Here is a 25207-nt window from a genome sequence, read left to right as displayed (position 1 = left end):
TCCGTTTCATTTCATCCCATTTTTGATACAGCCATGCTTTTAGGTGTCAATATCGACCATGTCGCCACGCTTCGCCAGGCACGCTATGCCACGATGCTGGATTCCCCCAATGCCGAACCGAGCGTTCTGGAAGCTGCACGGGCCGCGATGCGCGGCGGAGCGGATTCGATTACGATCCATGTGCGCGCCGATATGCGCCATATGCAGCCGGGCGATGCGTTCGCCGTGCGGAAGGAGATTCCGCTGCCGCTGAATCTGGAGATGGGGGCGACTCCTTCCATGCTGGCCATGGCTCTGGAGCTGAAGCCCGATTATGTGTGCCTCGTGCCGGAGACCCGCGAGGAGATTACGACAGAGGGGGGGCTGGATGTGGTGGCCCATTTCGACGAGCTGGTGCCTGTAGTAAAGGCGTTGTCGGATGCCGGGGTGCAGGTGAGTATGTTTATCGATCCCGACGTGGAGCAGGTGGAAGCATCCCACCGCGTGGGGGCGCCGATGGTGGAGCTGCATACGGGTTGCTTTGCCAACCATACGGGCGAGGAGCGCGCGGCGGAAGTGGCGAGGCTGCGTGCCGCTGCTGTGAGAGCGCATGAACTGGGGGTGGAGGTGCATGCGGGGCATGGCATTCAGATTCCAGCCTTGCCGGAGTTGGCCGCCGTGCCGTATGTGACTGAGCTGAATATCGGCCATACGCTGATCGCGCGTGCGCTTTCCATCGGCCTGGAAGCGGCCGTGCGCGAGATGCGCGAGGCGATCGACTGCCAGACGTGGTCATGATTGTCGGGCTGGGTACGGATATTGTCGAGGTTGAACGCATCAGGCGACTGGTGCGTTCCGAGGCTTTTTTGAGGAAGGTTTTTACGGAAGGCGAGCGGCGTTATTGCGACGGTAAGGCCGATCCGGCTCTTTCGTACGCGGCGCGGTTTGCCGCCAAGGAGGCCGTAGCCAAGGCTTTGGGTACGGGGTTCGGCGAGCATTGCGCTTTGCTCGATGTGGAGGTGGTGCGGAGTGAGAGCGGCGTGCCCGGGGTTGCTTTATCCGGAGCGGCTGCCGGGCGGGCGCATGTCATGGGTATTGCGGACTGGCTGTTGAGCCTGTCGCATACGGATGGCATGGCTATTGCGACGGCTTTGGCTCAGTCGCGCACGGTTTCGTGACGGAGGGCGGCCCTTGTGCTGCCGTTTGGATAAGCTCCGGTCAGATCAGCCCTTCTACTTCTTCCGGTTTGTTTGAGGGGGCGGGTTGATCCGGTTTCGGTGTGGTTTTGCCCGGGGCGGGGATGTATTCGATGTTTTCCAGTTTCAGGACAACGGGGTTGGGCCATTTGTTGTCGGTGTACATGCGAAGCCCGTTGACGGCGCTGATTTCAATGCCTCCGTCGGTGTTTTTGAAGCGGACAGAAGCATCGAAGCCTTTTTTGTATTCAAGGAGTTCGCTGCCGTAGCCGAGTACGGAGACGCGGGTTTGCGGCGTGGCCTTGAGGCTTTTGACGGTGATGTTTTTGCGCGTGCCGTATTTCCATTTGTCGCCGCCTGGGACGAAGGCATACACGGTGGAAGGGGATTCCTTCGATCGAGTGAACCAGATGTCGCCTTCTTTGGCGATGTGCCATGGGCGGATGTTGTGGATGGCGTCGCGGTTGACCATCATCCACAGAGCCGTTTCCCTGAGCCTGCTTTCCTGTTCGATTTGTATTTCACCGTTGGGTTTGGGGCCGACGTTCAGAAGGAGGTTGCCGCCTTTGGCTCGCGTTTCGATGAGCATGTTGATGATTTGCGTGCCGCTTTTGTGGGGGTCGTTGGTGGGTTTGTACTGCCAGTCGGTGCCCATGGTGAAGCAGGCTTCCCAAGGGCCGGGTTGCGGGATTTGCGGCAGAGTTTGCTCGGGAGTTTTCATTTGTCCCCTCGTGACGACGATGTCGGGCTGGATTTCCCATGCGTATTCCTTGAGCTGTTCCGCCGGGCCGTCAAAAAAGATGACGTCGATTTTTCCGTAGAGGGTGAGGAGCTCCTTGAGCTGTTTTTTGTCGAGCTGCATGAGTCCCGGATTGTTGGCTGGGTAGTGCAGGTTGTGCTGAAGCCGGCCGATGGGGATGTTGTGTCTGTAGAGGTAGTGAAAGTCTTCCGGCGAGAAGTAAAGGCCGACGGCGATGCCCTGTTTCCGGAAGGCGTCGAGGACTTCTTTCAGGATGTCGCGCTTGAAAGGTGTTTGAGTGAGGGAGAAATCCGTTGTTTTCGTGGGCCACATGCAGAAGCCGGAATGGTGTTTGGCCGTGAAGACGACGTATTTGATACCGGACAGTTTGGCTAGCGCCGCCCAGTCTTCCGGATGAAATTCCCTTGGATTGAATGTCTGGGGCAGTTCGTGGATGAAGCGGTCAAGGTATTGCCTGTCGGCTCCGGCCATGGAATGGCTGATGACAGCCCCCGTTTGGGAGTCGACGCTCCAGTGGATAAACATGCCAAAGCCCTGATCCATGAACCACTGTTCGCGTTCGGGCTTGTTGGAGGTTTGGGCGGCGAAGGCCGCCGATGTATAGAGGGCCGTAAGGATTGCGGAGGGAAGGAAAGAGTTCATGGCGGAGCAAGCGGGTTGTGCAAAAGAAAGAGAGAAACCCTATCATAGGATAAAAAGATGCCATGTCAATGCGTTTCTTGCATCACTCGGAGTAGCGAGGGGGGGGATCTTTCCGAAAAAAGGGGGGCCTTGCCTCACCTCTGCAAGAAGTCTCGAATGGTCGGCGAGAGCCATTTGAAGCCTGCTTCGAGGAGTTTTCTCGGGATGACGCAGGTGCCTCTCGTCAGCATGGTGGACATGTGGCCCATGCCCAGTTCGAGTAGAAAGGACGGAATGCGGATCGTGAAGCGGGTGTGGTCGTGCAGGGAGATTTCCTGCATCATTTCGGCATAGGTGCTGTGTTCGGGTACGGTGAGGTTGATGATTCCTTGCAATGTGTCGTGATGCAGGATGAAGTCCATGGCCCGGATGAGGTCGGCACGGTCGATCCAGCTGACGGGTTGTTTTCCCGATCCGAGGACGGTCGCGAAGCCGCGGCGGCAGGAGGCTTTGATCAGCGGGTAGGCGCCGCCGTCTTCCGAGAAGACGATGCCGAAGCGTGTGATGGCGAGGCGGGTTTGTTTCGGTGCAAGGCGTGCTTCCTTTTCCCAAGCCTTGCAGACGTCGGCGAGAAAGCCTTCTCCGGCAGTTTCTTGCGTTTCATCGACGCAGATGCCCCACGCAGCATTGGGGGTGGCCGGGTAGTAGCCTACGGCGGAAGCTGAGATCAGCAGGCGCGGGGGCGTGTCGAGGTCGCGCATGGCCGAGACGACGGTGCGCGTGACTTGGATGCGGCTGTTCAGGATGGCTGCTTTGTGCGTTTGAGTCCATCGTTGGTTGATGGGTACACCTGCAAGGTTGATGACGGCGTCGCTTTGGGCGAGGAGGTCCTGCAAGGCCTGGGTGGAGCGAGGGTCGAGGATGTCTCTCGTGATGGGGAGGATGAAGTGGCCCTGCTCGCGGATGTGGCGGCAGAGTGCTGTTCCGATGTATCCGGTGGAGCCGGTGATGGCGATGTTCATGGCTGTTTTTCCCAAGGGCTGATGGTTCCGGGGATGAGCTGGAAGGAGGGGTGGGGGGCGATGTCCGTTTCTTTCTGCCGCGAGGCGTAGAGATCGGGAGAGCGTTTGGCAAGTTTGCCGAGGAGGTGGCTGTATTCGTACAGGAGCTGTCCCTGCGTGAGCGGGATGAGGGGTACCGGGGCGGGATCGAGGATTTTTCCGGCGGCGAAGTTGTAGTTTCGTCGGCGGGCTTCTTCAAGGACGGCCTGAAGGTAACGGTCGATGGAGTCGAGGGGGGCAGGCGTTTCTCTGAATCGGATGAGCTGGGGGTGGTTGCGGTAGCCTTTCGTTTCTCCAGCAAGCACTTTGCGTGCGAGCAAGCCTTCCCGCCAGAGGGCTACGAGTCCGGCGGTATCAAGGTAGCGGGGATGGATGGACCATATTCTCACGACGATGTTTGCTTGCAGTGAAGACACGGCAGGCAGGACATCCGTTGAAGCGATGGTGCAGTTCTTCGGCTAAGGTTTGTTGCGCCTTATTTTGTTAGGCGTTCGAGGCGTTTCCGAGGGGATGTGCGTTTTACCCCTGTTTTCCGGCGGGGTGGGTCGTATGCCATGTATGCAGTTGGAGGACGCGTCCGTCCGGCAGGAGGTAGGTAGCGATGGTTTTTGTGTGTTTTCTGCCTGTTTTTTTGATGGATGGAGCCGATTGTTCGGCGCCGGGATAGACGGTTTTCAGGTAGGAGGAGATGGCTTGATCGATCGGGGTTGCTGCAGCGCGGAAGTCGAGGGAGGTTTCTTCCGTGAGTCCGGTTCCTCCGGTGATGTCGGGATGGGTTCGGAGGTAGGCGGTATGGCGTGCCGTTTCTTCTTCGGTCGGGTGGAATTCCTTGTTGCTCCCGAGGATAGTGCGGGCCTGTTTGTTGCCGGCGTCCGCCGCCAATCGGAGGTAGTGGTCGGCTTTGGCCGGGTCGCGGGGGATGCCGGGTTGGCCGTTGGAATAGGCTTCGTGCAGGTAGAGCCAGTCTTCCTGATGGCGGGCGTCGGCTCTTCGCTCCGCCAATGCGACGGCTTGCGCCCTGTGTTTGGCGGCCAGTTTTTCATCGGAGGCCAGTTTGGCGAGCATTCTGTGGCCTTGCGGTTCGCCTGCGTCGGCAGCTTTTTGAGCCCAATGGGCCGATTGCCGTTTGTCGATTCCGGCGTAAACTGCGGCGAGGATGAGCATGGATTCGTTGTTCCCAGCATTCGCCGCCCGTTCCAGATAGCCGATGCCTTTGAGGAAGCGTGCTTCCATACCCTGCTCGGGGTTGTTAAGGTTCAAGGCTTGTTCGCAGAGGAGTTTGCCGTATCGGGCGCATGCCTGCATGTCGCCCGCATCGGCTTTGGCTGCGAGTGCGGGTTCGTCGAGGATTTCCGGTTTGATGGCCGGGGCGGCAAGCGTTGTGTTTGCCAGAGTTGGCAGGAGGAGTAGGGTGAGGGCGTTCATGAGAGGGTGGGAGTTAAGGCCGGTAGACCATGACGGGGCCGGTGCGGGCGGACTGGACGGAGAGGATTTTGCCGATGGCTGTGCGGATGATTTGCAGGGCTTCGGCGACGTGTTCTTCCGTGGTGTAGCGCGAGAGGGAGAAGCGGAGGGCGTGGCGGATGTCCGCATCTGCGATGCCCATGGCCTGCAGGACGTGGGAGGGGTGTGGGTCGGAGCTGGTGCAGGCCGATCCGGCAGAGCAGAGGAGCCCGGCGGGTTCGAGGAGGAGGGTGAGGGTTTCCGCCGTGCATTCGGCGAGGCGGAGGTTGCTGACGTGGGGCAGGCGTGGCGCGGTTGCCCCGTGGACGGTGACTGCGTATCCGGCGGCGTTGAGTTCGTTTTCAAAGCGGTCTCGCAGGGCTGCGATGTTGTTTCTTTGTTCGAGGGCGGCGAGGGCGAGTTCGGCTGCTTTGCCGAAGCCGATGATGCCGGGGACGTTTTCGGTGCCGGAGCGGCGGTCGTTTTCCTGGCCTCCGCCGTGGAGGAGGGGAGTCCATGCGGTTCCACGGCGGACGTAGAGTGCGCCGATTCCTTTGGGGCCGTGTATTTTGTGGGCGGAGAGGGAGGCGAAGCGGGCAGGGGTGCCGTGGATGGCGATGGGGATTTTTCCGGCGGCCTGGACGAGGTCGAGGTGGAGTTCGGCGCCTGCGTCGTGCGCGATGGCGGCGAGGTGTTCGACGGGTTGGATGACTCCCGTTTCGTGGTTGGCCCAGGCGAAGGTGGCTGCTGTTTTGCCCGAAAGGTTGTGCGCCCATGCGTCGGCATCTGCCAGCCCGTCGGCGGTGACGGGGGATAGGGTGGCCTGCGGGATGCTGCGATGGGTGGCGGGGTGTTCGGTGGTGAGGGTGGCGATGGAGTTCGTGCCCCGCTGTGTGAGGTTGGCGAGGGCGGTATTGGTGGCTTCGGTGCCGCCGGAGGTGAAGACGATTTCGTCCGGGTGTGCGCCGATGAGTGCGGCGACTGTTTCGCGGGCCTGTTCGATGGCTTGCCGGATGCGGCGTGCCGGGCCGTAGGAGGCGGAGGGGTTGTAGTAGTCCGTCGTCAGGCTGGGCATCATTGCTTCGAGGACTTCGGGCGCGAGGGGGGTGGTGGCGTTGTTGTCCCAGTAGATCACGAGGATAGATTGGCGTGGGGAAGGCCGGGTGTCAAGCGCAAAGGATGATAGCAGGCATGGCAGCCGGATGCCTCAGAGGGGCGTTTCGAGGAAGTTGCGCATGATCGCGGCTCCATGAGGCGTGAGGATGGATTCCGGGTGGAACTGGATGCCGTGGCGGGGGAGCTGCCTGTGGCTGATGGCGAGGATGCGGCCTTCCCGGTCGCGTGCCGTGACGGCGAGGGTGCCCGGGATGGGATCGCTGCAAAGCTGCCACGAGTGGTAGAGGCCGACGGGGAAGGTGGAGGGGAGGCCGTGGAAGAGGAGGGAGGCGTCGTCGGAGAGTGCTTCTCCCTGCATGCCGTGGCGTGGGGCGGGGAGGTGTTCGAGCGTGGCTCCGTGGTGCAGACCGAGTATTTGGTGGCCGAGGCAGACGCCGAGGAGGCGGGTAGAGGGCGGCAGGGTGTCGAGGAGGCGGAAGCAGGCGGGGTGTTCGTGCGGCATGCCGGGGCCGGGGGAGAGGATGACGGCTTCTGCGGTGAGGAGGTGCGCGGTTTGCACTTCCGTTGCCGGGAGGATTGTGGTATGGTAGCCGCCCAGTTCCCGGACGAGTTCAACGAGGTTGTAGGTGAACGAGTCCTGGTTGTCCACGAGCAGGATGTTGCGAACGGCGGCCATGAGGATGCGCGAGTTTACCACGAAGGGCATGCACTTGTACACACGAAACGAATGTATCGATCTGATGAACCGCTGGGGCGGGGAGGGCAGGCCGTTTTTGTTCGCCGTTCCGTTCGATGCCGGTTCCGGCTGGGTGGTGCCTGCGGACGCGGTGCCGGAGGGGGTGTTTTTTCAGGTGCCGCTGGAGTCTCGCATGCCGGATGCCGTGCCGCTGCCGGAGCCGGTGGAGTTCCGCGCCGAGCCGCCGGATTTCGAGGCGTACTGCCGCGCTTTTGCGTGTGTTCAGTCGCATTTGATGCGGGGGGATTCGTATTTGCTGAATTTGTGTTTTCCGTCTCGGCTGGAGACGAATCTTTCTCTGAGGGATTTTGCAGCGAGGGCTGTTTCGCCGTATAAGCTGCTGGTGGATGGCGAGTTCGCCTGTTTTTCGCCTGAGGCTTTTGTGACGGTGCGGGGCGGGGTGATGCGGTCGTTTCCGATGAAGGGGACGATTCGTGCGGATGTGCCGGATGCGGAGCGCCGCCTGTTGGAGGATGAGAAGGAGAGGCGGGAGCATGCGACGATTGTGGATTTGCTGCGGAATGATTTGGCGATGGTGTGCGAGGGGGTGCATGTGCCGCGTTTCCGGTATGTGGAGGAGGTGGAGACGAGCCGGGGGGCGATTTTGCAGACGAGTTCCGAGGTGTGCGGCTGTTTGCCGGAGGGGTGGCAGGGGCGGCTGGGGGATGTGCTTTTCCGGCTGCTGCCTGCCGGGAGCGTGTCCGGCGCGCCGAAGGAGTGGACGGTGCGGGCGATCCGCGAGGCGGAGCCGTATGAGCGCGGTTTTTATACGGGGGTGTTCGGTTTTTTCGATGGGGAGTCGCTGGATAGTGCGGTGGCGATCCGGTTTGTGGAGGCGTCCGTCGAGGGGCTGGTGTACCGCAGCGGGGGAGGGATTACGGTGTTGAGCGATGCGGAGGAGGAGTATCGCGAGTTGATCGATAAAGTTTATGTGCCGTTTGCTTTTTGAATCCATCCGGGTGCAGGACGGGAGGCCGTGCCTGCTTGAGTACCATCAGGCCCGCGTGAACCGTTCTCTGGATGCGGGGTGCGCGTTCGATCTGGCGCAGGCGGTGCGGGGGATGCGCTTGCCGGAGAAGGGGGTGTTCAAGTTGCGCGTGTCGTATGCTTCCGACGGGGGGCCGGGCGCTGTGGCGTGCGATGCCTATGCGCCGAGGGTGGTGCGGTCTCTGCGGCTGGTGGAGTGCCCGGCTTTGAGGTATGACCGGAAGTTCGAGGATAGGCGCGCGCTGCTGGCGGCACGGGCTGTGGCGGCGGATGCGGATGAGGCGGTGCTGACCCGCGAGGGCTGGGTGACGGATGCTTCGTATGCGAATCTGGCGTTCGGCCGCCCCGGAGACTGGGTGACGCCGTCAACCTTTCTGTTGGCTGGAACGAAGCGGGCTTTTCTGCTGGATGAAGGGCTGCTGCGCGAGTGTCCGGTGCATGTGCGCGATTTGCCGCGTTACGAGTTCGTGACGCTGATCAATGCGATGCTTGACCCCGGCGACGTGATGGTGCCGTTTGCCGCGTTGAAGGGCTTGGAGTTGCCGTGAACGGAGAGGGGCGTTACGGGACGATGAAGATGCCTTTTCCTCCCGGAGAGTAAGGGTCGTACAGTTTTTTGCCGCTGGGCTGCCGTTGCCCCGTTTTCTTGTTGAGGATGCGGATTGTTTTGGAAGGATCGTACGGGCTGTATACTTCCAGCGGGCTGCCCGGCACAGGGACGGCGACGGGCAGTTTGCCGGGTTCGGGCGGCGTGGGTTGCTGGATGCCCTGCTCAATCGGCGGGGTGATGATGGGTGGCGGTTCGGGGATGCTTGAGAGGAGCCGCTGGCGTACGGGAGAGAGGATGCCGCTCATGGAGCTTTCCAGCGAGGCGCTGGTGAAGCGGATGGGGGCAACGGGGACGAGGAGGTTGCTGCCTCCGAATGCGGGGCGGAGAGGGAGCCGGAAGACGGAGTTGCCGTAGCTGTTGGCGAGGTGCAGGTTGACGGTGTCGGCCGGGGCTGGCGTTGCGGAAGATGTTTCTCCGGTCGGTTGCTGGATGTCTCCTTCCTGATTGTAGTCGGGCTGTGCCTGAATGAGGATGTCGCGGATTTTCTGCGTGTCTTCCTGCGTGAGCCATTCTTTGTTGCCTTTGCCGGTTTCGAGGTAGATGCTTTGACAGTCGGCAATCGCTTTTTTCAGTTTGTCCATGTAGGCATTCGTTTTTCGGAAGTTGGCTTCCTGCCGGGTCAGTTGCTCATTGCCGGCCGTGTTGCCGCCGGGCTGTTTCTGGTCGGAGGAACAACCTGCCAGAAAGGCGAGTCCGATGGCGGTGATGGCTGTTTTTTTCATGGTGTGCGATAGGGGATGGCTATTGTATGTGCGAACAAACGAATGGACGGCAGAGCATTCCGTGCTTCCGTCAAGATACCACATGCCGGGGGTGCGTCAAGAGGAAAATGGCCGCAGGCTCTGCGGACTGCCCGGCATGCCGGGCAATGATCTGTTGAAAGTACATGTTTTATGCTTGAGATGGGCTGGTATATATGGTTTTATTCACAGAGTCGTATTTTTCTTATGAAGTTTTTGAAACGTGTTCTGGTTATGGCGGCCATGCTCGGCTGTGTGTCGATGGTGTCTGCTGCCGTTGTTTTCCCCGGTGAAGCGCCGGGTGCTGCCAAGGTTTCCAGGGAAGGTGAGACGATGTCCCTTTCCAATAGTCTGCTGACGGCCAAGTATATGTTGAAGGACGGCAAGCTGTCGTTCGGCGGTCTTGTGTCCCCGAAGGGCGCGGTGGCGGCTCCGGGCGGCGAGCTGTTCGTGATTCAGACGGCCGACGGCAAGAGTATCAAGGCGTCCGACCTGACGTGCGCATCCGTCAAGATGGTGGAGCTGAAGGCACAGCCGAAGGCGTTCAATCTGGCTTCACGTTCGGCGGGCAAGGCGCTGGAGGCGCATTTTACGGCTCTCGACGGTTCGTTGCAGATTGCCTGGCGGGCGGTGTTGCGCGACGGTTCGCATTATCTGCGGCAAGAGCTGCAGCTCAAGAGTACGAAGCCGATCGCCATGAAGGGGATCGTCGGTATGCAGTACAATCTTGCGGTCGGGAGCAACGGGATGCCTGCGGTTTCCGGGAATGCCCGTGGAGCTTTGATCGTGAACGATGTGGCCTTTACGGCGTTGGAGACGCCGATGGGCATCAATACGGTGGGTACGAAGACGACGGGCGGCGAGGCATGGAATGCGGCGGCCTGGACGGCCCGTTCATGGTCGGATGGGGATCATGCGCCCGAAGCGTTGAAGAAGTACGGGGACGGCCTGCTGGTATCCGAAGGGCCTGTGGCCATCGACGGGCAGGGCGATTGTTCGGTGACGTTCCAGTACAAGGGTGGCAACAATAAGCTGAATGTGGTCGGCGTGCAGCTCGTGAATGCATCCGGCGCGGTGGTGTCGGAAGATTTGCATGCAGGTTCTACCGGAGACAGGAATGTCAACAATGTCTATGCGCTGAAGGTGCCGTCTTCCGGCAAATATACGTTGCGCTACTGGGCGGATGCGAAGAACGAGCCTGTGACGAGTAAAGGTGAGGTTGCGTTTTCTTTGCCCGTGAAGACGGAGCAGGCAACGGCCAAGGTGCAGGATTCCGCGATGGTTCAAGGGTTCTGGAGCCGCAAGACGATGCTGCAGCCGGGCGATGTCTGGGATGTGTCGTCCGTTCTCGGCCTGTTCGAGCCGGGGCAGCAAAGGCGGTCCTTGCTTGCCTATATCGAGCGCGAGCGTGTGATGCCCTATCGTCCTTTCATTCATTACAATTCGTGGTATGAGCTGAATATCAACCGTAATAATGATTCCGACCCCGCGAAGAGGATGACGGAAGCGCAGTGCGTGGAGGTGGTGAAGGATTGGAATGAGCAGATGTTCAAGAAGCGCGGTACCGGGATCGATGCTTTCGTGTGGGATGACGGCTGGGACGAGTTCAACAGTCTGTGGGATTTCCACAAGATGTTCCCGAAGGGTTTCAGCGAGACGAACAAGCTGGCTCGCAAGCAGGGAGCGGGCATCGGCGCGTGGCTGGGTCCCGTGGGCGGTTACGGTGCGTCAAAGGGCAAGCGTCTGGCGCATTGGAATAAGAATCATCCGAATAACCAGATCGGCAATTTCCAGCTTTCCAACAAGGAGTATTTCGATGCGTTCGTCGGCCGTTGTAGCCAGATGGTGAAGGATTACGATATGCGATACTTCAAGTTCGACGGCATCAGCACGAATTTCCATTCCAGGGGGCCGGGCAATGAAGAGGATGCCGAAGGCATTCTCCGTGTGGTGACTGCCTTGCGGAAGCAGCGCGGCGATTTGTATATCAACTGTACGGTAGGTACGTGGGCTTCTCCGTTCTGGTTCCGCTATGCGGATTCCGTGTGGCGGCAGGAGAACGACTGGGGCGATATGGGGGAAGGAGATAAGCGCGACCAGTGGATTACCTACCGCGACCGCCTCGTGCATGAGGTGTTCGTGCAGGGTTCCCCGCTGATGCCGATCAATTCGATGATGACGCACGGTCTGATGGTGACAAAGTTCGGCCCTCCCGCCTGCATGCCCCGCGATCCCGAGAATGTGAAGAAGGAGATGCGCTGCGCCTTTGCCTGCGGCACGTCGCTGCAGGAGCTGTATGTGGACCGCGATCTGATGAATGCCAATAACGGCGTGCTGTGGGACGATCTGGCCGAGGGGATCAAGTGGATTCGCCGGAATGCCGATGTGCTGGACGATGTGCATTGGGTCGGCGGCAATCCGTGGGACAAGGATAAGAAGGAAGGCTCCGTGTACGGCTGGGCGGCCTGGAATCCATCCAAGGCGACGCTTGCCTTGCGCAATTCCTCCGCCAAGGAGAAGAGCCTGACGATTACGATGCGCGATGCCCTCGATATTCCCGCCAAGGTGAAGGGCAAGATCACATTCAAGGATTCGTACGGAGACCAGCGGAAGATGGCCGGTTTTTCGGGCGTTTCCGTGGATATTGACAAGCCCGTGACGTTCACGCTTCAGCCTTTCGAGGTGTTCGTGTACGAGGGGAACGCTTTGAAGAAATAGCTTGGCTTCGTCCGGTTACATGTTGCGGAGGCGGTCTGATGACCGCCTCCTTTTTTATCGGAAAACGGACAAGATTCCGGTGGAAGACGAGCGATTGACGATCAATTGTTTTTTCGGTGGAAGGTTGGAATTTTATTGCTTTCCTCCGGAGCGTATGATAATAGTACATTAAAATGTAGCCGTTTGTCTCTCGATGGTTATTGTTAATTGATCAAGAAAGACCGTATAGAATGAGTTTATCGATGCCATTATTGATGTCCGGCGTGGTCGGTGTGTGCTTCGGCGCCGGCAGTTGTTTTGCCCAGTTTGCAGGAGACAGGCCGATCGGCCCGCCATCTCCGGCGAACGGAGGTTTGCGCGGCGAGACGGTACCCGATGGCAAGGCGAAGACTTCGGACAAGAGGGAGGTGTTCGCCCCCAAGGGAAATATCCAGCTTGCCATTCTGCTGGATGTTTCCGGCAGTATGGACGGTTTGATCGAGCAGGCCCGCACACAGCTCTGGAAGGTGATCAACAGGCTGTCGCATTCGTTTCAGGAAGGGAAGCCTTCGCGCGTGTCGGTTGCTCTCTACGCATACGGCGATATGCGGGGCGGTGAGGACCAGATCATTTGCATTTCTCCGTTTACGGATAATTTCGATGATATTTCGGATAAATTGTACAAGTTGCAATGCAGCGGCAGCAGCGAGTATTGCGGTACGGTGATCGAGAAGGCCGTTTCCGAGCTGGCATGGAATACGGAAGATCCCCGCAGCTTGAAGATGATTTTCATTGCAGGAAACGAGGCTTTCGATCAGGCTACGGCGACCAAGCCCGTGGCCTACAAGGATGCCATCGCACATGCGAAGAGGTGCGGCATTCTGGTCAATACGATTCACTGCGCCGGGCTGGGTACCCGGCCCGGAGAGGAAGAGCTTTGGAAGAAGGCTGCCTCGCTGGGCGGTGGTTCGTTCGTCAGTATCGACCAGAGCGCGACCACTTCCGAAGCAGGGTCGCCGATGGATGCGGATATACTGAAGAAGAGTGAGGATGCCTATGCCGATTTCATTCCTTTCGGATCTCCTTCCGCTCAGCGTTTTCTCAAGGCGAAGGTGGCGGACGAGATTGCCAATCCGGGGATGACGGATACGGGGGTGAAGATCGAGCGTTTGCTGACGAAGATTCTTCTGGCGGGCAACGACAGGAATTCCCTTGATCTGGTGACGCGGTTCGCGCCGGGACGCGAGGAGTTTTCCTTCGATGCGATCGGCGGAGAGGCTTGCGTGCCGCTGGAGCTTGCCGGGAAGTCGGAAGACGAGATACGGAAGTTTATCCGGACACGCTACGAAGAGAGAATGGGTACGCTGGCCGAGCTGGACAAGGCGGTGAAGGGGCGCGAGCGCTGGCTCAAATCACGCGCCAAGAAGGCGGACCGTTCGCTGGGCGGCGCGATTATTTCTTCCGTGACCAAGCAGGCGAAGACGAAGCGTATTTCGTTCGATCCGCCGACGGACAAGGGGCAAAACGCCTCTGCTAAGCCCGATTTTCGGAAGTTGTATCCATCCTATGATTCCGTTTGGCAGGCGATTTCCAAGAAGGATAAGCGTCTGTTGAATAAGCTGCTTGAGGCGGACTGGGATTCGAACCAGAAGAAGAATACGGAGACGGTGCTGATGATTGCCGTGATGGACGGGCAACCCAAGTTGGTGGATTTCCTGCTGAAGTCCGGTATGAGCGCCAACGGTTGCGATGCCAATGGGTTGTCTGCACTGGCGTATGCCGTGAGGCGAGGAGACCGCGAGATTGCAGAGACTCTGATTTTCAAGGGGGCGGATGTGAATACGTGGGATTCGAACGGTTCATCCGTGCTGATGGATGCGGTGCAGCGCGGCAACAGGGAGATTCTCCGCCTGTTGCTGGATTCCTCCGTTCGCGTGAACGATGCCGGGCCGGATGGGCAGACTCCTCTGATGGTGGCCGCCCGGCGTGGCGACGACGAGATTTTTTCCATTTTGCTGGATAAGGGGGCGAAGGCCGATGCTGCCACATCCTACGGATGTTCTGTGCTGATGGATGCGGTGTCGGGAGGCAATCCCGAGATCGTGCCGGTCGTTCTGAAGCTGGTGACGGATGTGAATCTTCGCGATGCGACGGGGTATACGCCTCTGATGGAGGCGGCCCGGCTGGGCCGGATGGAGATCGTCAAGATGCTGCTGGCCAAGGGAGCGGACGGTACCGAGCAGAACGACGAGGGGAAGACGGCTGCCGATCTGGCCGCTACGGCGGAGATCAGGAAGGTGATTTCGGATGCCCCGAAGCCGTTGCGCCCCGTTCGTATCATCATGGACGATGACCGCGTGCCCGGTTCTTCCCGGCCCAAGCGCAGATCATCTCCGGCCGGTACCGGGATGCGCCCCGGAGGCATGCTGCCTCCTTCCGGGAGTGTGCCCGGGGCAGGTACGGGCAATTGAGTGCGGCGAGACGTTCCGGTGTTTTGCTGCAGCAGGTTTTTGCACAGGGTATGTATCCGCGTGGCCTTTTGATAGGCGGCCATGCGGCATCATGTGCCGTGGTGCAGGTATGTACGGTGGCGGAGCGGCCATGGTTCGGCCGGAAGATGTCTGATCGTTGATGCATTGCGGGGCTTCCCATTGTTGGGAAGCCCCGTTTTGATCCGCTGCTGGCGATGATGGCGTGAGGGCCGGGTTTTCTCTGCATGCCCGGCCCTGTGCCTTATTTCATTTCGTTGATGAAGGGATGGTTTTTGATGGCAATGACTTTGCCTTTGGAGTCGAGTTCGAATTCATATACGCGGGGGCCGATGGTGATTTTGGTGATGAAGCCGTCGTCGTTGCGTTCCAGCCATGCCTTTTCCACATCGAATTGGGCGCGGTTAGGCGATTTGGTCGCCGTGATGTTGTACATGGGGATTTCATTGAGGCCCGCGGAAAGGAGGTCAAGGAAGAAGACGACTTCGTTGATGTTGGCCTTGTAGCCTCGGTTGTACCGGTCGATGGCTCCGACGAGGCGGGCTTCCGATCCGGCCCAGTGGTGGTTGGCCTGCGTGGCGAGCGTTTCCTGTTTGGCTTCAAGGAACCATCCGATGTTGCCTCGCATGAAGGCGAGGTCTTTGTAGGGGCAGGAGTTCCAATATTTCTTCCAGGCTTCGTTCCATGGCGATTGGCCGTCCCAGAGGCCTTTTTGCTTGAATTGCTCTTGTGTTTTTCCAAGGTCGAACAATCCGTCTTCCCGAGGGACGATGAGGTCGACGGCGCCTCCGTTGTTGGCTGCATAGACGAGCATGCCGTTCCAGCGGTCGGCAAGGTTTTTGTTGGTGCGGCCATAGACGTAGGCGTCGAGGGAATGGCAGACTTCATGGCCCATGACGAAGGTGAAGTAGTCTCCCTTGGCGGAATCCTTGCCCAGATGTTTTTCGGCAGCCTGTACGAGGTCGCGCGCGCTTTCGCATGCAGGGCCTCCGACATCGCATCCGAAGGTGTTTTTGTTGGATTTGAAGACGTAGGACATGGCTTCACGGCCGTCTCCCATGTTCTGGTCGATGGAGATGTGATCGTCCGGGAAGAGGATGCGGGGGTGGTAGTGCATGAAGTCCCGAATGGCCATCATCTGGCCGTCCGAGCATTTGGAGTTGTCCGCCACAGCGACGCCCGATTTCAGATACTGTTCCCTGTCCAGTCCTTTCAGTCCGAGGGTGTCGGCCACGTCGATTCTGTGGGCCATGCTGTCAGGCTTGAGGTTATGGAGTGTGACCCAGTTCATGACGACGATGCCGGGCACATGGTGCATGGGGCCGAATTCGGTGATTTTTCCGTCTTTGCGCTTGACCCATGCATCGAGTTGGCTTCGTTTGAGGAAGGGGTATTTGGCGATGTGTTTTTTGAGTTGCCGGTATGCTTGTTCACGCTGGGCGACGGTGGGGAGGGATGTGGCCCATGTGATCCATTCGCGGTTCAACGTTTTGTACCGGTTGAGCATTTTCTGCCCATCCGCTTCCAGATATTTGCCGAGGTCGGTTTCGTGCCCGTTGTAGATTTGCTCGATTTTGGCGAGGTTGCGTCCGGCTTCGTTCGGGTCGACACCGTATGCCAGCGCGAGCATGCCGTCGTTGTAACTGCCGAGAACCAGGTCGATGATGCCGTCGCCGTTGAAGTCGGCCAAGGCTCCCAAGGTGCCGTTCATGGCTCGCAGGACGGTTTTGTTGCCTTTTTTGGGCATTTCGTTGTTTGCATCGGTGAGTTGGATGTCGCCTTTTTTGGCTTCGTCGATGATGCTGGAGCCTCCGCCGTTGATCCAGTAGTGGATGCTGCCCCAGTTGACGCCGTGGAGCAGGTCCGTTTTGCCGTCGCCGTTCAGATCGGCGAAATACGGACCCAGATTATAGGAGCCGTGGATGACGTGTTCGCGTTCCGTGTTCAGTTGCATCTCGCCTTTTTTACCCGTGTTCCGGTACAGGTAGATGCCGCTGCCGCCGTCTCCGGCCAGCAGGTCGGGGCTGCCGTTGTTATCGTAGTCGCCGAAGGCCATGGCGTTCGACGGGCATTTGAAGTCCTTGCCGTCGGAACCCTGTATGGTTCCCGTTTTCCGGAAGCGGGGAGAGGCCTTGGACGGAAGTACCAATTCGTAGGTGTGGAGGAGGCCTGTTTTGTCTCTGACGATCAGAAGGGGGTGTTTGCTGCCGGAGGCTTTCAGGGTGGCGATGGAGGCCGCTTCGATGTCCTTTCCGTCTGTATCCTGTACGAGAATCGGTTCGGAGAAGGGTTCGGCGCTTTTTTTGCCTGCATTTTTATAAGCCCAGATGCGGTTGTTGCCGCAAACGAGCAGGTCCAAGATGCCGTTTCCATCCCAGTCGATGGCGGCGGGAATGCGGTTTCCCGTTTTTCCCTTTCCGTTGCCGATAGATGGCAGTTCACGGTACCCGGTGAATTTGGTGACGGGCGTTTTGGGCATCGTCGTTTCATCACGTACCTCCATGAATGTGGTGGAGTAGCCGCCGTGGCCGTCGGTGACGGTGACGGGGAAGCGGTCGCGCCCCGTGAATCCTTTGCCGGATGTGTAGGTGAAGGTTCCGTCTCCCTTCGAGCGAACGGTGCCGTATTGCCCCTGCCCATGCCGGGCGACGGTCAGCGCGTCCTGATCGGGGTCGAATGTGTACAGGTGGAGGATGCTGCCGGTCTGCGATGGTTTGCCGCGCGTGATAAGCGTTTCCTGAGGGAAGGCTTTCGGTGCGTGGTTGTTTTTCAGTTGAAGGATGGTTTCCGGGGAAACCGTTTTGTCGAAAAGGTGTATTTGATCCAGAAGGCCGATGTATTGTTGGCCCCCCTGTGCGGAGCCGAATCCCGCATATTCTCCGGGCAGCGTGCCGGATGTTCCGGTACCCTGTCCGCTGAGGGTTCCGTCCATGTAGATGGAGACTTGCCCAGTATCCGCCTGCCTTTGGATGACGATGTGGTGCCATTGGTTGTCATTGACGTTTTGCGATGTGGAGGCGATCGTTTTGCCTTGCTGGCGAACCGCCAGTTTGCCGTCCGGCATGATGGTGCCCCATTCCATGCCCTTCGAGTCTCCGATAATCGTTCCGTTGGCGGCGGAATTTGCAGGGTCGGTTTTGAGCCAGAAGGAGAGGGCTGCTGTTTTTTTCAAGGTGTTCAGCGGTTGCGCCGCTTTCAGAAACTGGCCGGGAGCATCGAAACGTACGGCCGAAAACTGCCTGCCGGATGCCCATGCCTTGACGGGGTCGAGTTTGTCGTTGATGGACAGGTTGTTTTTTCCGACGGAGTCGCGTGTTTCGGAGAGCGGCTGCGTGAATGGGTAAGGCATATTGTGCCAATCCCGTGCTTCATCGAAATTCCAATGGGCTTTCAGGTGCGGGAGATCGCCGGTTTCGGCGGCATGGGATATGGCGCTCGTGCAAAAAATGACGATGGAATAATGCAGAAATCGTGATGCAAAATGTGACATACTTGGTATGTCATTATCATAACGGTTAGTCGATGTCAAATATTTATCTGCGAAAACGACTGGTTTCGTGCCGGTTCCGTTTTCGGATGCGGCGGCGGTCTGCTGCGAGAAAGCTGCGTGCGGCCGGAGCCTGCCCCATGCCGAACGTTCGTGATGTGGCCCGGAAGGCTGAAAATTGCCGATCGGCTGTTTGAACTTGTTTCATTGTTCGTATCTGGTAAAGTATTCGGCGATCAATTTATTTTTTACCATGTCATTCCGTTCCTTTTCCGTTTTGATGGCAGCCGTGTCGCTGCTGGGTTCTTCCGCATTGGCAGAGAAAACGAAAGTCGCCTGTGTGGGCGACAGTATTACGTTCGGTCTCGGTATCGCCCAGCGCGACCAGTCCAATTATCCCAAGTATCTCGGCGATCTGATGGGCCCGGAATACGAGGTGCGCAATTTCGGCAATTCCGGGAAAACGTGCGGCGATTATCCGAGCCAGAAGCAGAGAGGACGCTGGTACGGCGATACGAAGGAGCATCAGGCGGCCATCGCGTTCAAGGGGGATGTGTACGTTTGCAATCTGGGGATCAACGATACGGGAGCATGGTGGGATCCGGTTTTGTACGAGAAAGGGTATAAGGAGCTGATCGATGCATGGAGGGGCGGCAGGCAGAGTGTGCCGGTGGTGATCTGGAACAGGCTGGGGCCGGATTTCCGCGGGCAGCCGGGGCAGAAGACGTTCCCGGGCAATGTGTACCAGCCCGAGCACAAGTATTCCAATCAGGATAACGGTTCCGCCAAGAACCGTCCGACGGCCGAGAAGCTGCTGGACAAGATTTCCCGCGACAAGAAGACGCTGACGATGGATGCCTATACGGCGATGTCCACGCACCCGGAATGGTACAAGGACGGCTTGCATCCGATGGCGGCGGGTGCAAGGAGGCTGGCCGAGTTGACGTACGCCCGCCTTGTGCCCGTGCTGAAGGTGTCCCAGCCGAAAGCCTCCGTGACGGTCGCCCCTGACAATACGGTGACGATCCGCAATGAAGGGTCGAACGGTCTTCTGCTGGATGGTCATGCACTGGTGTTTGAGCAGGCGCAAGGGAAAAGGGAAGGTTCGTTCGTGTTCGGAAATGCGACGGTTGTTTTCCCCGGAGAGGCTTTGACGGTACAGTGCGGCGCTCCGCAGGATCAGGCCGATCCGTCACGCCCCCTCGCCAGCGCCAAGGTGAAGTCCGTGCAGGGATTGAAAGCGCAGCTCGTGAAGGTGCCGGCGAAGAAGAGGTAGCACGTTTTACGCGACGATTGACAGAAAAAAGCATCTTCCGAAGAGGAAGATGCTTTTTTATGGGTGGAGAGGTGAATCCGGCGGTTTTCCGGTCAATACAGCGGATCGATGCGTTTGAGATGCGGACGAATGGTCGCCGCCATGGCTTCGTAACCGGCAGTGGAGGGATGGGCTTCGTCAAGGACGTAGCGCGTGTCGGCCAACAGGCTGTCGCCTTCGAGGAAGCAGGCACCGCAGTCGGCAAAGTGGATGTGCTGCCCGTCCGCCAGCCGGGAATAGGCTTCGTTCGTTTGCCTGATGACAGGGGCAAGGTGGGGTTCCGTGCGGGGCATGATGCCGAGCAGGAGGATTTTGCTTTCCGGCTGTGTGGCGCGCAGGAGCTGCAGCAGGGCGGAGGTGTGGGCTGCACACGTTTCCGGAGCAAGCGCGAGGGTGTCGATGTCGTTGGTTCCGATGAGGACGATGATGACGCGTGGCGATGTGCCGGACAATTCTCCGTCGAGGATGCGGTAGAAGGCATTGTCTACGTAGTCGTAACCGAAACCCATGTTGGTGGCGGTGTGGCCTTCGAACAGGCTGTTCCAGGAGTCGATGCCGTGGCGGGGCATTTTGCGGTCCGCATCGGCGGGTTCTCCTCCCCAGCAGTGTGTGATGCTGTCTCCAAGGATGACGTATTCCGGTTTTACCGTGCGATGGCGTTCCTTGATGGAAGCGTGGCGTGCTGCCCAGTTGTACTGGTCGCGCTGGTGGGGTTCGGGGTGCATGGTTTCCGGCAGGACGAGGCCGTGCTGCCGGAGGATGTCCTCGATTTCTTTTGCATTCAGGATGTGAGGCGTCATGGCCGGAGAGATCAGTATTGCGGGTCGATTTGTTTCAGGATGGGTTTGAGCTGTTCCGTCAGTTTGGCATATCCGGCTGCATTGGGGTGGACGGTGTCGCTGAACAGGGCCGGGCTGGCGAGGGTGCTGCCCGGAGCCGTGAAGGCCGGGGAAATATCCCGGAAGAAGATGTTTTTGCGGTTCTGGAGCTTGGAGACCAGCGCATTGGTTTTGCTGATGACGGGAGCCAGTTGTTCTTCTTTCCGGGGAAGGATGCCGAGGATGAGGATTTTGCTGGAAGGGCATTTTGTCCGGAGGAGCTGGACGAAAGCTTTGACATTGGCCGCGCATTGTTCGGCGGTGTCTTTACGGTGGCCGAGGTTGTTGGTGCCGATGAGCAGGACGATGACGCGGGGCGAGGTGCCGTCGAGTTCTCCATGTTGCACCCGGTAATAGGCATTGTCCACATAATCGAAGCCGAAGCCCATGTTGGTGGCGGTGTGGCTTTGGAAGAGGTCATCCCAATACGCTGCGCCCGGGCGGCCCATTTTGCGGTCGGTATCGACCGGGTCGCCTCCCCAGCGGTGGGTGATGCTGTCTCCGATGACGACGTATTCCGGTTTGACGGTTTTGTGCCGTTCCACAATGGATTCGTGGCGAGCCTGCCAATTGTAGGGGTCGCGTTGGTGCGGTTCGGGTTTCAGTGAGGAAGGGAGAGCATTTGCCGTGGTACAGCAGACGAGGGCTGCCGGGAGAAGGAGGGAGATGGTAGAACTGTTCATGACGGTTTGGCGGTGCGAGTGGATCAGTTGAGGGGAATTTCCGGGGAGATTTTGAAGCTCCACCGGGCAGTGTGAGGCAGGTTTCCTCCTGCCGTTTTCCATTGGATTTGGACGGTGATGTCGGAGTTGTAGATGCGGCGGTCAGGTTTCCAGAAGAGGAGTTTTTTCTGGGCGTCGAATTCGAAGGGAACGCGGCCGAATCCGCTGACTTTCATGTCGAAGTTGGAGAGCTGGGGCAAAAGTCCCGGTATGCTGGAGAGGTCGGCGGAGATGATGGGGATGTTGACGGTGGAGACCTGGTTGGCCGCCGGGACGACGGGGAAGGGAGGCGGCGGCAGGTTGGCGCTTCCTGTGGCGGAGCCGGGGGCGTCGTTCCCTCCTGTCTGTCTGAAATTCAGCGCCCGCTGGAAGGTGTAAGGTTTGCCGCCTTCGATGACATAGCGGGGAATGAGGTAGTTTTCACTGTCGTGCGTCGTTTTCTTGCCGACGACGGTGAAGGCCGCCTTGTAGTTGAAGGAGGGGGCTTTCTCGACCATTTCCGGAGTGTTGTAGCCGCCAGGGTAGCAGTAGGTGAGTACGGGGGTCTGGAAGAGGGTGCGGAGCGTGTTGGCCGAGTTGCCGAGTTCCTGCTGGACGAGTTCGGCATACGCCGGGGTGCCCTGGGTGAGTTTTTTCCAGACGCGCGGGTACAGGTGCTTGGAGGAGTGGCTGCCTACGGTGGCGCCGTGGGCCATCATTTCGCGGATCATGTCGTGCGACATGGCGTCGCCGTATCCGGTGATGAAGTCGGTGTAGATGAAGATGGTGAAGGGAAAACCCATTTCACGGAGGATGGGATAGGCATCCGTGTAGGTGCCCTTCCAGCCGTCGTCGATGGTGATGAGGATACATTCTGCCGGGAGTTTTTTGCTGCCCGTTTTCCAGTCGAGGAAGTCGTCCATGGAGATGACGGTGATGCCGGAGTTCCGTATCTGCTCCATTTGCTGGCGGAAGACGGAGGTGCGGATGCGCATGTCCGTGACGGGTTTGGTCTGGCTGAAGTTGTGGTAACAGAGGACGGCGACGCGTGTTTGATCCTGCTCGACGAGTTCGACGGGTACGGCTTCGGCGATGGGGGCGGCGGTATGGGCCGGTTGCTGGCCGGGTTCGTCCACTTCAGCGGCGATGGGAGGAGCCGAAGGGGAAGTCGGGAGTGCGGGGACTCCCGGCCGGGGGGCGGGCTTGGGCTGGGCAACCGGAGACGGGAGGAAACGGTCGGGATTGAGGTATTCCGGATCTTCCGTCTGGCACAGTGCCTGTCCCATGGTGAGGCCGAGGGTCAACAGCAGGATTTTCAGGCTCTTCATCGTGCCAAGAAGTTATCAGGATGCCGCCGGGAAATCAAGTGCAAGGAAAGAAATACTTGGGGGCGGATGTGTGGTTGTGTCATATTGGCCGTTCCTCCTGCGACGGAGGGGGTAGAACGGTTCGGATACAGGCTGCTGATTGCCGGGGTAACCGGGAATTCGGAACGGCCTATTCGTCGGTTTCGTCCGGGATGTGCATCATGAAGAGGGCGGCAAGAAGCATGGAGGCGATGATGCCCGCTGCAGTGGAGCTCATCATGTCCAATCCGAAGCTTTCCTTGCTGCACAGGAGGTAGGTGATGCACATGGCCGTCATGAACATGGCGGGTACGGTGGTGATCCAGTGCCATGAACCGCGTTTGCGGAGGAAGACGGAGATGGTCCAGAGCGTGATGGCGGCGATGGCCTGGTTGAACCAGCCGAAGTAGCGCCAGACGATCTGGAAGTCGACCTGCGTGAGGGAGATGGCGATGGCGAAGAGGGGTAGGGCGAGGATGAGGCGGTTGCGGATCGGTTTTTGCGGGAGTTTGAGCATGTCCGCCAGCATGAGGCGGGAGCAGCGCAGGGCCGTGTCGCCGGAGGTGATGGGCAGGACGACGACGCCGAGCAGGGCGATGACGGCTCCGGTGGGGCCGAGGAGGGTGGTGCATACCTGCGTGACGGTGGAGGACGGGGTGCCGTCGTACATGGAGGCGGCGAGGGCTTCCGGCCCCTGGTAGAAGGAGAGTCCGACGGTGGCCCAGATGAGGGCGACGAAGCCTTCGGCGATCATTGCTCCGTAGAAGAGGGGGCGGCCGTCTCGGACGCGGGGGAGGCAGCGCACCATGAGGGGGGACTGGGTGGCATGGAAGCCGCTGATGGCGCCGCAGGCGATGGTGACGAAGAGGGCGGGCCAGACGGGGGTGTCGTGGGGGTGGGTGCCTGTGAAGAAGTCCGTGTTTGGCAGGATGTCGTATCCGTTGACGAAGAGCATGACGATGACGCTGAGCGCCATGAAGATGAATAGCGCGCCAAAGAAGGGGTAAATGCGGCCGATGATGGTCTGGATGGGCAGGATGGTGGCGAGGAAGTAGTAGCCGAAGATGATGATCGACCAATGGAGCAGGGAGAGGGAGTCGGGCAGGGAGGCGAGCATGCCTGCGGGGCCGAGGGTGAAGACGACGCCGACGAGGGTGCAGAGGGCGACGCACAGGAGGCGCAGGATGTGGCCCATTTTGTGGCCGAGGTAGCGGCCGACGGTTTCGGGCAGGTTTTCCCCTTCGTGGTGGGCGGACATCATGGCGGCGAGGAAGTCGTGCGTGGCTCCGCCGATGATGCAGCCGATGACGATCCAGAGGAGTGCGGCGGGGCCGAAGAGTGCGCCGGAGAGTGCTCCGAAGACGGGGCCGAGCCCGGCGATATTGAGGAGCTGGATGAGAAAGATTTTCCAGCGCGGAAGGGCGACGTAGTCCACGCCGTCCGCCTTGGTTTCGCAGGGGAGCGGGTGGTCGTGGCGGGGATTGAGGATGCGCTCGACGAGGCGGCCGTAAAACAGGTAGCCCGCGAGAAGGATGAGCGCGGCGAGGATGAAGCAGGTGGTTCCGTTCATGGTGAAGGCGTAAGTCGGTGCCCGGGCCGGACAGGGAGAGTTCTATCCGTTGGCGAGGGCGATGGAGATTTTGCCGAAGGCTGGCATTTCGCGTTTGAGTTCGTCCTCCATCCGTTTGAGGAGGACATGGCTGTCGTGGACATTCTGTGCTTCGCTGATTCCGGCTGTGATGAGGAGGATGGGAGCATCCTGCGAGGTGAGGATTTCCCATGTGCGGAATTCGGCTTCCGGGTGGAGGCGGAAGATTTCCGAGACGGTTTCTCTGATGACGGCTTCGGAGGGAAGGTCGAGCGGGGTGCGTGTGCGGAAGTCCCGGGAGTCCGGCTCGATGTGCGAGACGATGCGGGCGATGCCGAGCCTGTTGCGGACGTCCGTTTCAAAGGCGCGGACGGCGACGAGTGTCTGGGAGAGTTTGAGCTCGGGCGGCAGTTCGACGTCGAGGAAGAGGACGTCTCCCTGTTCCGGGGTGCAGGCCAGCGCGTAGCCGTGGACGCTGAAGCGGTGGCTCAGGGCGATGTGGCGTACCATGAGTTCGCGGGAGAGAGGGCAGTCCCCATCCCCGGGTTCGACGTGGACGAGGACTTCGGCTTCGGGGTACATGTCCGTGACGATGTTCTCGATGGCGTTCGAGATGTCGTGGGCGGTGTCGACATGCAGGTCTTTGGGCGCGCAGATTTCCATTTCGACATACGTTTTGTTGCCGGATTCGCGCACGCGGAGGCGGGTGACGGGGTAGGTGGGCATGCGTTCCCGGAGCCTTTCGCGGATTTCGGCCGTTTTGGTGGAGGTGCCCCCGTCCATCAGGGCATTGATGGCCCGCTTGCCGAGGTCGTAGCTGACGTGGAGGATGAGGAAGGCTACGGCGAGGGCCGCGATGATGTCCGCCCGGAGGAGGGCCGAATGCCAGAAGGAGCCTTCCGGTACGAATTGGGCGCACGAGACGCAGATGAGGCCGAGGAGTACGGCTGCGGAGGACCATATGTCCGTGGAGAAGTGGGCGGCATCGGCTTCGAGAGCCTGGCTGTTGTGTTTGCGTGCGACGCGGTAGAGCATGGCGGAGCGGTTGATATCCACCACGAGGGAGATGATGATGACGGCGAAGGCCCAGATGGTGGGGTTGATTTCGATGTCTCCGGTGACGAGTCTTGAGATGGCTTCCTGAATGACCCAGATGGCTGTGATGATGAGCAGAAGGGTTTCTCCGAGGGCGGAGAGGTTTTCGACTTTGCCGTGGCCGTAGGGGTGGTCGTCGTCGGCGGGACGGGATGCGACGCGAACGGCATACAGGGTGACGGCGGCGGCGATGAAGTCGAGGCCGCTGTGGAGGGCTTCGGAGATGAGGCCGAGGCTGCCCGTGGTGATGCCGACGGCAAATTTGAGCCCTGTCAGCAAAGCAGACCACAGGACGGAAGACAGGGCCGCCTTTGTTTTTTCGTGTTTCGACTCGTGATGTTCCATAAGATGGCCGGGAGAAA

Annotated in this window: 20 protein-coding genes; 7 read left to right on the top strand and 13 right to left on the bottom strand. The window is 59.4% G+C overall.

Features of this window, described 5'->3' with window-relative positions:
- Nucleotides 1-33: 33 nt before the first annotated feature.
- Nucleotides 34-777, top strand: coding sequence for a pyridoxine 5'-phosphate synthase (locus tag PYTT_RS01685; protein WP_071133203.1), 744 nt, complete (start codon nucleotides 34-36; stop codon nucleotides 775-777).
- Nucleotides 774-1157, top strand: a complete 384-nt coding sequence (acpS, locus tag PYTT_RS01680) for a holo-ACP synthase (protein ID WP_071133202.1) — start codon at nucleotides 774-776, stop codon at nucleotides 1155-1157. Before PYTT_RS01685 ends, acpS begins: the two co-directional genes overlap by 4 nt.
- Before the next feature lie 40 nt (nucleotides 1158-1197).
- Here the strand turns inward: acpS and PYTT_RS01675 are convergent, their stop codons facing one another.
- From PYTT_RS01675 to PYTT_RS01650, 6 genes are all read right to left on the bottom strand, one after another.
- Nucleotides 1198-2577, bottom strand: coding sequence for an alpha-L-fucosidase (locus PYTT_RS01675; RefSeq protein WP_071133201.1), 1380 nt, complete (start codon nucleotides 2575-2577; stop codon nucleotides 1198-1200).
- Nucleotides 2578-2711: 134 nt separating this feature from the next.
- On the bottom strand, nucleotides 2712-3578 hold the full coding sequence (locus PYTT_RS01670) for a TIGR01777 family oxidoreductase (RefSeq protein ID WP_071133200.1): 867 nt from the start codon (nucleotides 3576-3578) through the stop codon (nucleotides 2712-2714).
- Nucleotides 3575-4033, bottom strand: coding sequence for a pyrimidine dimer DNA glycosylase/endonuclease V (locus tag PYTT_RS01665; RefSeq protein ID WP_245741051.1), 459 nt, complete (start codon nucleotides 4031-4033; stop codon nucleotides 3575-3577). Before PYTT_RS01665 ends, PYTT_RS01670 begins: the two co-directional genes overlap by 4 nt.
- 103 nt (nucleotides 4034-4136) lie before the next feature.
- Complete coding sequence (locus PYTT_RS01660) at nucleotides 4137-5042, bottom strand: tetratricopeptide repeat protein (protein WP_071133199.1); 906 nt, start codon at nucleotides 5040-5042, stop codon at nucleotides 4137-4139.
- A gap of 13 nt (nucleotides 5043-5055) precedes the next feature.
- On the bottom strand, nucleotides 5056-6195 hold the full coding sequence (locus tag PYTT_RS01655) for a cysteine desulfurase family protein (RefSeq protein ID WP_172801742.1): 1140 nt from the start codon (nucleotides 6193-6195) through the stop codon (nucleotides 5056-5058).
- Nucleotides 6196-6267: 72 nt separating this feature from the next.
- Nucleotides 6268-6882 carry an anthranilate synthase component II gene (locus PYTT_RS01650; RefSeq protein ID WP_083076412.1) on the bottom strand — a complete coding sequence of 205 codons (615 nt, stop codon included), beginning with the start codon at nucleotides 6880-6882 and terminating at the stop codon, nucleotides 6268-6270.
- 34 nt (nucleotides 6883-6916) lie between these two features.
- Here PYTT_RS01650 and PYTT_RS01645 point away from each other — a divergent pair, with 34 nt between their 5' ends.
- Both PYTT_RS01645 and PYTT_RS01640 read left to right on the top strand, forming a co-directional pair.
- Complete coding sequence (locus PYTT_RS01645; protein ID WP_197677906.1) at nucleotides 6917-7861, top strand: aminodeoxychorismate synthase component I; 945 nt, start codon at nucleotides 6917-6919, stop codon at nucleotides 7859-7861.
- Nucleotides 7842-8447 carry an aminotransferase class IV gene (locus PYTT_RS01640; RefSeq protein ID WP_067772782.1) on the top strand — a complete coding sequence of 202 codons (606 nt, stop codon included), beginning with the start codon at nucleotides 7842-7844 and terminating at the stop codon, nucleotides 8445-8447. Before PYTT_RS01645 ends, PYTT_RS01640 begins: the two co-directional genes overlap by 20 nt.
- Nucleotides 8448-8460: 13 nt before the next feature.
- Here the strand turns inward: PYTT_RS01640 and PYTT_RS01635 are convergent, their stop codons facing one another.
- Nucleotides 8461-9231, bottom strand: a complete 771-nt coding sequence (locus PYTT_RS01635; RefSeq protein WP_067772779.1) for a hypothetical protein — start codon at nucleotides 9229-9231, stop codon at nucleotides 8461-8463.
- Between the two features lie 225 nt (nucleotides 9232-9456).
- Here PYTT_RS01635 and PYTT_RS01630 point away from each other — a divergent pair, with 225 nt between their 5' ends.
- Both PYTT_RS01630 and PYTT_RS01625 read left to right on the top strand, forming a co-directional pair.
- A complete protein-coding gene (locus tag PYTT_RS01630) occupies nucleotides 9457-11967 on the top strand; it encodes an alpha-amylase family protein (protein WP_141675698.1) in 2511 nt (836 codons plus the stop codon).
- 242 nt (nucleotides 11968-12209) lie between these two features.
- Nucleotides 12210-14417: an ankyrin repeat domain-containing protein gene (locus tag PYTT_RS01625; RefSeq protein WP_172801741.1), complete on the top strand. Its 2208-nt coding sequence runs from the start codon at nucleotides 12210-12212 to the stop codon at nucleotides 14415-14417.
- Nucleotides 14418-14679: 262 nt separating this feature from the next.
- On the opposite strand, the gene PYTT_RS01620 is transcribed toward PYTT_RS01625, so the two are convergent.
- Entirely contained in the window at nucleotides 14680-17784 is a 3105-nt protein-coding gene (locus PYTT_RS01620) for an FG-GAP-like repeat-containing protein (RefSeq protein ID WP_172801740.1), read from the bottom strand.
- 391 nt (nucleotides 17785-18175) lie between these two features.
- Here PYTT_RS01620 and PYTT_RS01615 point away from each other — a divergent pair, with 391 nt between their 5' ends.
- Nucleotides 18176-19198, top strand: coding sequence for a GDSL-type esterase/lipase family protein (locus tag PYTT_RS01615; RefSeq protein WP_067772768.1), 1023 nt, complete (start codon nucleotides 18176-18178; stop codon nucleotides 19196-19198).
- Between the two features lie 92 nt (nucleotides 19199-19290).
- On the opposite strand, the gene PYTT_RS01610 is transcribed toward PYTT_RS01615, so the two are convergent.
- From PYTT_RS01610 to PYTT_RS01590, 5 genes are all read right to left on the bottom strand, one after another.
- Nucleotides 19291-20037: a GDSL-type esterase/lipase family protein gene (locus tag PYTT_RS01610; protein ID WP_067772765.1), complete on the bottom strand. Its 747-nt coding sequence runs from the start codon at nucleotides 20035-20037 to the stop codon at nucleotides 19291-19293.
- An 11-nt stretch (nucleotides 20038-20048) separates the two neighbouring features.
- Entirely contained in the window at nucleotides 20049-20798 is a 750-nt protein-coding gene (locus tag PYTT_RS01605) for a GDSL-type esterase/lipase family protein (protein WP_067772762.1), read from the bottom strand.
- 23 nt (nucleotides 20799-20821) lie between these two features.
- Complete coding sequence (locus PYTT_RS01600; protein ID WP_067772758.1) at nucleotides 20822-22144, bottom strand: polysaccharide deacetylase family protein; 1323 nt, start codon at nucleotides 22142-22144, stop codon at nucleotides 20822-20824.
- A gap of 169 nt (nucleotides 22145-22313) precedes the next feature.
- Nucleotides 22314-23732 (bottom strand): carbon starvation CstA family protein, encoded by a 1419-nt coding sequence (locus PYTT_RS01595; RefSeq protein ID WP_067772755.1) that lies wholly within the window; start codon nucleotides 23730-23732, stop codon nucleotides 22314-22316.
- Between the two features lie 42 nt (nucleotides 23733-23774).
- The gene (locus tag PYTT_RS01590) at nucleotides 23775-25190 is read right to left on the bottom strand and encodes a cation diffusion facilitator family transporter (RefSeq protein ID WP_067772752.1); all 1416 of its coding nucleotides are present in this window, start codon (nucleotides 25188-25190) and stop codon (nucleotides 23775-23777) included.
- Nucleotides 25191-25207: the final 17 nt, after the last annotated feature.

Source organism: Neoakkermansia glycaniphila (genome assembly GCF_900097105.1).
Lineage (GTDB): Bacteria > Verrucomicrobiota > Verrucomicrobiia > Verrucomicrobiales > Akkermansiaceae > Akkermansia > Akkermansia glycaniphila.
This window is presented reverse-complemented; position numbering and strand designations above follow the sequence as displayed.

Bases quoted from the DNA above. Each gene is read 5' to 3' on its own strand.
- PYTT_RS01625 (WP_172801741.1), top strand. From the start codon at position 12,210: ATGCCATTATTGATGTCCGGCGTGGTCGGTGTGTGCTTCGGCGCCGGC.
- PYTT_RS01605 (WP_067772762.1), bottom strand. From the start codon at position 20,798: ATGAACAGTTCTACCATCTCCCTCCTTCTCCCGGCAGCCCTCGTCTGC.
- PYTT_RS01595 (WP_067772755.1), bottom strand. From the start codon at position 23,732: ATGAACGGAACCACCTGCTTCATCCTCGCCGCGCTCATCCTTCTCGCG.
- PYTT_RS01645 (WP_197677906.1), top strand. From the start codon at position 6,917: ATGAACCGCTGGGGCGGGGAGGGCAGGCCGTTTTTGTTCGCCGTTCCG.
- PYTT_RS01600 (WP_067772758.1), bottom strand. From the start codon at position 22,144: ATGAAGAGCCTGAAAATCCTGCTGTTGACCCTCGGCCTCACCATGGGA.
- PYTT_RS01675 (WP_071133201.1), bottom strand. From the start codon at position 2,577: ATGAACTCTTTCCTTCCCTCCGCAATCCTTACGGCCCTCTATACATCG.
- acpS (WP_071133202.1), top strand. From the start codon at position 774: ATGATTGTCGGGCTGGGTACGGATATTGTCGAGGTTGAACGCATCAGG.
- PYTT_RS01590 (WP_067772752.1), bottom strand. From the start codon at position 25,190: ATGGAACATCACGAGTCGAAACACGAAAAAACAAAGGCGGCCCTGTCT.
- PYTT_RS01610 (WP_067772765.1), bottom strand. From the start codon at position 20,037: ATGACGCCTCACATCCTGAATGCAAAAGAAATCGAGGACATCCTCCGG.
- PYTT_RS01630 (WP_141675698.1), top strand. From the start codon at position 9,457: ATGAAGTTTTTGAAACGTGTTCTGGTTATGGCGGCCATGCTCGGCTGT.
- PYTT_RS01670 (WP_071133200.1), bottom strand. From the start codon at position 3,578: ATGAACATCGCCATCACCGGCTCCACCGGATACATCGGAACAGCACTC.
- PYTT_RS01615 (WP_067772768.1), top strand. From the start codon at position 18,176: ATGTCATTCCGTTCCTTTTCCGTTTTGATGGCAGCCGTGTCGCTGCTG.
- PYTT_RS01635 (WP_067772779.1), bottom strand. From the start codon at position 9,231: ATGAAAAAAACAGCCATCACCGCCATCGGACTCGCCTTTCTGGCAGGT.
- PYTT_RS01685 (WP_071133203.1), top strand. From the start codon at position 34: ATGCTTTTAGGTGTCAATATCGACCATGTCGCCACGCTTCGCCAGGCA.
- PYTT_RS01660 (WP_071133199.1), bottom strand. From the start codon at position 5,042: ATGAACGCCCTCACCCTACTCCTCCTGCCAACTCTGGCAAACACAACG.
- PYTT_RS01620 (WP_172801740.1), bottom strand. From the start codon at position 17,784: ATGCCTTACCCATTCACGCAGCCGCTCTCCGAAACACGCGACTCCGTC.
- PYTT_RS01650 (WP_083076412.1), bottom strand. From the start codon at position 6,882: ATGCCCTTCGTGGTAAACTCGCGCATCCTCATGGCCGCCGTTCGCAAC.
- PYTT_RS01640 (WP_067772782.1), top strand. From the start codon at position 7,842: ATGTGCCGTTTGCTTTTTGAATCCATCCGGGTGCAGGACGGGAGGCCG.